The 8,386-nt window shown below is 42.4% G+C and carries 5 protein-coding genes; all 5 read left to right on the forward strand.

The features are described from left to right. Positions 1-396: 396 nt before the first annotated feature. The gene (locus ACUC6J_RS12075) at positions 397-804 is read left to right on the forward strand and encodes a MarR family winged helix-turn-helix transcriptional regulator (RefSeq protein ID WP_025364880.1); all 408 of its coding nucleotides are present in this window, start codon (positions 397-399) and stop codon (positions 802-804) included. 79 nt (positions 805-883) lie between these two features. Then, the gene (locus ACUC6J_RS12080) at positions 884-2,653 is read left to right on the forward strand and encodes an ABC transporter ATP-binding protein (RefSeq protein WP_447250258.1); all 1,770 of its coding nucleotides are present in this window, start codon (positions 884-886) and stop codon (positions 2,651-2,653) included. Further along, positions 2,640-4,490, forward strand: a complete 1,851-nt coding sequence (locus tag ACUC6J_RS12085) for an ABC transporter ATP-binding protein (RefSeq protein WP_447250259.1) — start codon at positions 2,640-2,642, stop codon at positions 4,488-4,490. Before ACUC6J_RS12080 ends, ACUC6J_RS12085 begins: the two co-directional genes overlap by 14 nt. A gap of 207 nt (positions 4,491-4,697) precedes the next feature. After that, positions 4,698-5,465: an IclR family transcriptional regulator gene (locus ACUC6J_RS12090; protein WP_045245285.1), complete on the forward strand. Its 768-nt coding sequence runs from the start codon at positions 4,698-4,700 to the stop codon at positions 5,463-5,465. 185 nt (positions 5,466-5,650) lie between these two features. Continuing rightward, positions 5,651-6,340 (forward strand): type 1 glutamine amidotransferase, encoded by a 690-nt coding sequence (locus tag ACUC6J_RS12095; RefSeq protein WP_447250260.1) that lies wholly within the window; start codon positions 5,651-5,653, stop codon positions 6,338-6,340. Positions 6,341-8,386 lie beyond the last annotated feature (2,046 nt).

Genomic DNA, 8,386 nt, shown 5'->3' on the forward strand with positions numbered 1-8,386 from the left:
TGTCTCCAATGAGCTAAAACGTCCATATCAACAAATCTAACTCATCGGTTCAACCCCAGCAATATTCGGATAGCATATTTCCTTGGATTTTTTCCGTGAATAGCTGAGTAAAGCGTCAAACTCCTTGTCGCCGTCTCCTTGTTTCAGTTGCATTGCAATGAAAATTCCTCTTCGCATTCCTTCAGAAACAGTATGTTGGGCAGTTCACTGCTGGATTGCTCCGCCATTTCAATAGAGTCTTTAAAAATCCCCACATTCATTCTATTCGATCATTCAACTTCTAGGTCGTGAATGGTCATGAAACTTCAACCAATCCATATTTTCCCGAATTGACTTTATATCCAGATGTCATTATTATCTTACAGTATAAGATAAATACAGAAGGTGGTAAGGCCAATGGACTATAAAGCATCGGCAACCGAACTATTCGAGTGTATCGTCAAATCGCGCAAACCGGCATTAGAGGAACGAGTGCATTTCTCTCGTGGTGAAATGGGAATTCTCATTGCTTTGAGTCATCAGGACGGGGTTACTTCGGGCCATTTGAGCGAATACTTGTCCGTCAGTACGGGACGGATAGCAACGGCGCTGAAAAGTTTGGAAAAGAAAGAGTTGGTTGTACGACGTACGGATGCCAACGACAAACGCAAGGTGATTGTATTCATTACGGATTTAGGCAAGCAATTTATGATTGACAGGTATAATGAAGGAGTCGCATGGAGCGAGAAAATTCTTCGAAAGCTGGACGAACAGGATGCCAAAGAGTTTATTCGACTCATCAAGCTTATTGTCTCTAAAAGCTAAATTCCTATGTAGAGGACGTATGCAGGATACGTTAATTGCACCAAACACCTAAGATTTTCAGATAAAGGAGAACAACAGAATGCTGAAGATATTCAAATATCTCAAGAAAAATGAATGGATGTTCGTGCTCTGCAGCTTGGCCTTCATCGTTGTGCAGGTGTGGCTGGATTTGAAGCTGCCTGATTATATGGCCGAAATTACAACCAAGCTGCAAACTGCAGGAACGCCGATGTCGGACCTGCTGATTCCCGGTATTTATATGCTGTTATGTGCTGTCGGCAGTATGATTTCATCTATTATTGTCGGCTTTTTTGCGGCAAAGGTCGCGGCAGGGCTGGCCATGCGCCTGCGTGCGATGGTCTTTGACAAGGCCTTATCTTTTTCGATGGAAGAGATGAGCAGCTTTTCAACAGCCAGCCTTATTACCCGCTCCACGAACGATGTTACCCAAATTCAAACGGTGGTTGCGCTGGGGTTGCAGGTGATCATCAAGGCGCCGATTCTGGCCGTGTGGGCCATTGCAAAGATCGCAGATAAAAACTGGCAGTGGACCGCCTCTACAGGAGTGGCTGTGGCTGTCCTGATCCTGATGCTGAGTGTCATTGTTATTTTTGCTCTCCCCAGTTTCCAAAAAATCCAACGTCTCACTGATAATCTGAACAGGGTAACACGTGAGCATCTGACGGGGCTTCGCGTAGTGCGTGCTTATAATGCAGATCAGTATCAGGAGGAGAAGTTTGGGCAGGCCAATACCGAATTGATGAATACAAACCTGTTTGCGAACCGGTTAATGACAATGGTTGGTCCGGGCATGACCTTTATTATGTCGGGTCTGAGTGTTTCGATTTATTGGATTGGCGCTTACCTGATTAACGGAACGGCCGTGCCGGACCGCATTTCGCTATTCTCTAATATGGTCGTATTCTCATCTTATGCGGTGCAGGTGGTCATGGCCTTTATGATGGTAAGTATGATATTCTTCCTGATGCCTCGAGCTTCGATTTCTGCCAAACGGATTATGGAGGTATTGAATACCGAATCCCGCATCATTGACGGGCATGAGACAGCTGGAGAAGAGGGCGTTATGGGTCAGGTGGAATTCCGTAATGTCAGCTTTAAATATCCGGATGCGGAGGAGCCTGTGCTTCGCAACATTAGCTTTACGGCAAAACAAGGCGAGACGGTTGCCTTTATTGGCGCAACAGGCAGTGGTAAAACCAGCGTAATCAATCTGATTTCTCGTTTCTACGATGTGACTGAGGGAGAGGTACTCGTGGATGGTGTGAATGTCAGAAACTATAAGCAGCAGACACTCCATAACAAAATCGGGTATGTCCCACAGAGAGCCGTACTTTTCAGCGGTACAGTGGCATCCAACGTTTCGTATGGCGATAACGGAAGAGCAGAAGCTTCGGAGAAACTCGTCAAAACAGCCGTGGGGATTGCCCAAGGCACGGAATTTGTCGAAAAAATGGACGGTCAGTATCAAGGACGGATTTCACAAGGTGGAGCGAACGTGTCCGGTGGTCAAAAGCAGCGTCTGTCCATTGCGCGTGCCATCTACCGTCAGCCGGAGATTTATATCTTCGATGATTCCTTCTCGGCATTGGACTACAGAACAGACCGGATTCTGCGCTCGGCGCTTAAACAAGAAACCGGCCATGCTACGACACTCATTGTTGCTCAGCGCATAGGCACCATTAAGGACGCTGACCGGATTATCGTTCTGGACCACGGCGAGATTGTAGGGAACGGCACACACGAAGAGCTGATGGCGAATTGCAGCACCTATCAGGAGATCGCTTATTCGCAGCTTTCGAAGGAGGAACTCGTACATGGACAAGAATGAACGCACCGTCGGCAGTAAGCACATCGAAATGAAACAGCGAGGTCCCATAGGTAGAGGTCCTACGGAAGGGATGGGAACTGGTAAAAAAGCGAATGATTTTAAAAAGAACATTCACCAGCTCTTATCCTACATCAAGGCTTATATGCCTATGATCATACTCTCTATGGTGCTGGCGCTGGCCGGTTCCGTCTTCAACGTGATTGGTCCAGATAAGCTCAGCGATATTGCCAACCTGATCCAGGAAGGAATCGTAACAGGGATTGATGTGAATGCTGTTCAGAAGATTGTTCTTGTATTGGTAGTTTTGTATGGTCTCGGCCTTATCTTTAATTATTTCCAAGGATTCATTACGGTAACCGTGTCACAGCGTCTTACAAAGAAGATGCGAACAGAGCTGTCCCGAAAAATCAATCATATGCCTTTGAAGTATTTTGATGCTACGAGCTATGGTAATGTGCTTAGCCGTGTGACCAATGATGTCGATACGATTGGACAAACGTTAAACAACAGTCTCGGCACGCTTGTCAGCGCACTGGCAACCTTTGTGGGTGCATTGATTATGATGCTATATACGAACTGGATCATGACCATTACTGGGATTGTAGCTACGCTGATCGGTTTTTCACTGATGACCATAATTATGAAGCATTCACAGAAATATTTTGTAGCACAACAAGCAGAGCTTGGCCAGATCAACGGTCATATCGAAGAAACCTATGCTGGTCATAACGTAGTCAAGGTATATAACGGAGAAAAAGCAGCCAAAGAAGTGTTTCATGGCATTAATGGCCGCTTGTATACAAATGCATGGAAATCCCAGTTCATGTCTGGCCTGATGATGCCGGTTATGATGTTCATCGGGAATTTCGGTTATGTTGCGGTCTGTATCGTGGGCGCTTTGCTGGTGAACCAACATGTTATGACGATCGGAACTATCGTGGCCTTTATGGTGTATATTCGTCTGTTTACACAGCCTTTGTCACAGTTGGCGCAGGCTGCAACCAATTTGCAATCGGCGGCAGCTGCTAGTGAACGTGTATTCGAATTTCTGGGTGAAGAAGAATTGGTGGATGAGAGCGACAAGACCATGAAGCTGGATAACGCCAAAGGGGATGTCGAATTTAAGCATGTCCGTTTCGGTTATAATGAAGACCATATGATTATCAAAGATTTCTCTATGAAAGCTGAAGCTGGTCAGAAAATTGCCATTGTTGGCCCTACAGGTGCCGGTAAGACGACGCTCGTGAATTTGCTCATGCGGTTCTATGAGCTGAACGGAGGGGAAATTTATATTGATGGAACTCCGATCAGCCAATTAACACGTGAGAATGTTCATAAATTATTCTGCATGGTACTGCAGGATACATGGCTGTTTGAAGGAACGATTCGTGAGAATATCGTCTTTTCCAAAGAGCATGTTACCGATGAACAGGTAGAAGCCGCATGTAGAGCAGTGGGTCTGCATAGCTTCCTTAAAACTTTACCGCAGGGTTATGATACAGTGCTAGACGACAAAGCTAATCTCTCTGCCGGTCAAAAGCAATTGATTACCATTGCAAGAGCCATGATTGAAGATGCGCCCATGCTCATTCTGGACGAGGCCACAAGTTCGGTCGATACGCGTACGGAGTTACTGATTCAACAAGCGATGGACCGACTTACTGTTGGGAAAACCTCCTTTGTGATTGCCCACCGTCTCTCAACGATTAAAAACGCCGATCTGATTCTGGTCATGAAGGACGGTAACATTATCGAAACGGGTAATCATGAGGAATTGCTAGGTAAAAACGGATTCTATGCCGATTTATACAACAGCCAGTTTGAACATGTCTCCTGAAAAGTACAATTTTAGGGAAACACGATAGGAATCATCAATATCATATCAGGGTAAAAATGAAACGTGTTTGGATGACCCCTTCAAAGGGCGACCCAGATACGTTTTTTTTATAAACTAACCAGTTGTAAGATATCGCAATTGTAATGTTATCCTCTCTAACCTTTTTGGTATAATGAGTCCAAATTGGAGTTGAGGAGTGAAAACAGATTGTCTGGTGTAATTTCTAAGGCTGTTCAAATTTTGGATTTGCTGCTTCCGCAAGGCACTGAGAAAGATATGAGTGTGACGGAAATAAGCAAAGCGTTAAATATGCCGGTGCAGAGCGTGCATCGCTTGCTTACCTCATTAGCGGAACATGGCTTTGTGGCCCAAAATACAAAGACGAAACGTTACAAGCTTGGCCTGTCCATTATGAAGTACGGTTTTTTAATGTGGGACAGTTTAATGTTGCGTACCATCGCAAGACCTTTTATGGAGGAGATATCGAAACAAACAAAGGAGACTGTATATTTATCGGTTCGAGAAAATGCAGAAGGAATTTACATTGATTCTGTCGACTCACCACAAGTCTTGAAAATATCAGAACCCATTGGACTGCGTTTGCCATTGTTTATAGGAGCCTCTAATCGAGTTATTCTGGCTTTCCTGAACCCGATGCTGCAAAAAACAATCATGGATTCCTTCGAATGGAGTGAGACTACTTCTTTAAAAGCATTTTTACGAAAAGATGTCGAACAAGAACTTTTGACGATTAAACAGAATGGATATGCTATCTCAATAAGCGAGGCAACGGAGGGAACCACAGGAATCGGCGCTCCTATCTTCTCATACGAGAACACCGTAATCGGTTCCTTGAATGTTGCTGGACCTTCGATAAGATTTGGGGAAGTTAACATCGAAAAGTATTCAAACATGGTGAAAAAGTATGCTAACCTCATATCCAACGAGCTTGGCTATAGAGGACGTGTTAGGTAGTTTGGCTTGCTTAGAAACACCTATTCATTGCACATCATCTGCCTTATCAATTCCTGTTTCGTTATTCAGGGAAGTGATGAGGAATAGTTATTTTTTTGTTATCATCCCATTATTCGGGATAATCATATTGTTAATACTGAAAAGTGAGATAATATATGATTATTCAACAAGAGGGGTGAGTGTATATGAAGATCGTTGTATTTCGTCACTTTTCATTTGACGATCCATCCGTAATCGCTTCGTGGTCCAAACATGCAGGTCACGAACTAATCGTGCAGGATCCTGCCCAAGGTATTGATAAGAAGTGGCTTAAAACATTAGATCTCCTTGTGATTTTGGGCGGACCCATGAGTGCTTGCCAAGAAAAAGAACATCCATGGCTTATTGAGGAGAAGGCGTTTGTAAAAATTGCAATCGAAATGAAGAAAAAAGTACTAGGAATTTGTTTAGGGGCTCAGATGATATCGGAGGTTTTAGGAGGATCCGTATTTCCAAACCACGAAAAGGAAATTGGCTGGCATGGCTTCCACAGGACGCAAGAATACCATGCATGGTTAGCTAAAATTCCTGAAAAATTCACTTCATTCGCTTGGCATGGAGATACGTTCACGTTGCCTGATGGGGCCCAGCATCTTATTTACTCCGAAGCTTGTGAGAATCAAGCCTTTGCGTATGGAGAACATGTTCTAGGTTTGCAGTTTCATTTGGAATCTACCACTGATTGTATCCAGCAAATGCTTGCAAATTGGTCTCATGAGCTTTGGGATGCACCGTTTATTCAAACCACTTCCTTGATCAGGAAAGGTATAGATCATTGTGAGCAATCAAAAATGTTATTGTGGGGAATTCTGGACCAAATTGCGTTAGCCGCTTAGGAAGCGATAAATCAACATGGGAATGGGATCGGGAGCTGCACGAATACAAATTGGCTTGGGGGTAGTTTCATTACAAGCTTGGCACAAAAACGATTCGATTTGTACAAAGTATCCATCACACGACAAATATGTTCGGTACTTCCACTGTGTCAATATTCACTCCATTATTTAAGGTCAAGTCGCCAAAACTTAATAAAATAGCAAGTCTTCCTGCCGCATGGAGACTTGCTATTTTGTGTTTTCGGGTCAATACATTTTACAAAAGTAATGGTCCAAAAGTTATAAATTCTCTAAAAATCTAAACTTTTAATGAAAAATCAAAACGTTTCTATTAATAAAAAAATAAAATTTATAGCTGAAATGAGAGAATATTTAACCTAAATCGAAATTTGGAGAGAAAATTTAAAGAAAATTTCGCTTGGGAAATGGTTCAAAAGAGCTAAAAAAATCACTATCTATTTAAAAAGTGAAGAGTTATTAATTTTGAATTAATTCAGCTTGAGTAAATAAATACCATGATTTAGGTAGTTAAAGATAATCGCTGAAAAAGTTGAAATTTGTCGGATGGTGTCGGGAACGGTTTGTTACATTTGTGTTAATGATATGTAATGTAAAATTTGTTTTGGTGCAAGGGGTTTGGAGTTTCATGCAAGCATACATCATTTTTATTTTATCGGTTATAAAATCAAAAATTTTGTTCTAAATCACATTAACTTGTCATGCTTAGTATTCAATTTAATAAAAAAGTGCAATTCTTGCATTTAAAGATATAAATATAATAGAATAATATGGGCTGTTTATTAATTTTATGAAATCTATCAATTTGGAACTTATGTCCCATGTTAATCGGTTTTAAAGTTTGTATATTTAAAATAGCTAGAAAGTATTGGGAGTAAAGAAGATATATAAGGATTTATTGCTATATTATGGACAGCAAGAGGATGTTAGAAATTTTTATGGCGACTCGGTCGTGTCTTGGCTTTTGAAAATCGTGATCCAATCTGACTGAGAAGACCCAGTTATTTTGTTTCACCGGACATGAGAGCATTGCCTAAAATGGCTTCATAAGTACATAAGCTGTTTTCTTTTGTAGACACTGTAGGGAGCACTGACTGTATCCAAAAATCATGGCAGTTGTATAAACAAGACTGCAAGATTATCTGTCCATAGCATCATTCCGGTAAATCTGTCCCATATCTTCCGTATTCCAAAGACAAATCCTATTTATTCAGATTAACCTTTCACCGAAGAGCTTCATTTGATGCAGAAAACACCTGAAGAAGTACTGTAAAATGCACGGTTAGTTCAAATGATTATGCCCGTTTGTGCACAGATTTTGAGGAGTGCGAAACGTTTCCTAGCAGCGTGGAAACTTCGCTAGCTCTTTCGATGACCGTCGCTTTTTTATCCATGTACAAAATCAGGAAGTCATAAGCGCAATCGTGAGTTTTTGCCCCCTTCAACCTAGAATTACGCTCCTAACCACGGTGCAGTAGCTCATGCGTCTCATAGCATCAATACCCTCAAGCCAAGATTCAGACAGCACACATCACGACACACTACGTTGTTAACATTGCGGCAACCGTTCTACAACCCACCACCAAGATGCACTCACAGCATAATTCAAAAATGTCCCCATTCCATGCACATATTCATACATCCAGAGTCAGAGTTTTTTCACCATGTCTGCCCAACTAAAAAAGCTTGCACTGCGAAAGTGTGAGCGAAGAAAAGAAGATGTACTTGTTTTGATCAAAACCAGCTTCTCGAAGCTCCGGGGGCTGAAGGGTACCAGCTTCCTGATAGGAGAAGGAGAAACGGTAACGATTGTCGTCGCGTGCCGTGGCGGCAAAAGCATAATTATCAAACTGCTACAACAAATATGCGCACTCAGATCTTAATGGTATATCAGGAGTGGTCGCTTTTTACTGACTTCTATTGGCAATTTAATACCGGAGAAAAGGCTCGCATGACCGTTCCTTGCCAAGGGAGGTCATTTAAGCAGAGTTACTTTTACCCATATCTATTTTGCGAGGAGAGATACGT

This window comes from Paenibacillus sp. JJ1683 (genome assembly GCF_053006485.1).

Coding starts and splice junctions, on each gene's coding strand:
- ACUC6J_RS12075 (WP_025364880.1), top strand. CDS start 397: ATGGACTATAAAGCATCGGCAACCGAACTATTCGAGTGTATCGTCAAA.
- ACUC6J_RS12080 (WP_447250258.1), top strand. CDS start 884: ATGCTGAAGATATTCAAATATCTCAAGAAAAATGAATGGATGTTCGTG.
- ACUC6J_RS12085 (WP_447250259.1), top strand. CDS start 2,640: ATGGACAAGAATGAACGCACCGTCGGCAGTAAGCACATCGAAATGAAA.
- ACUC6J_RS12095 (WP_447250260.1), top strand. CDS start 5,651: ATGAAGATCGTTGTATTTCGTCACTTTTCATTTGACGATCCATCCGTA.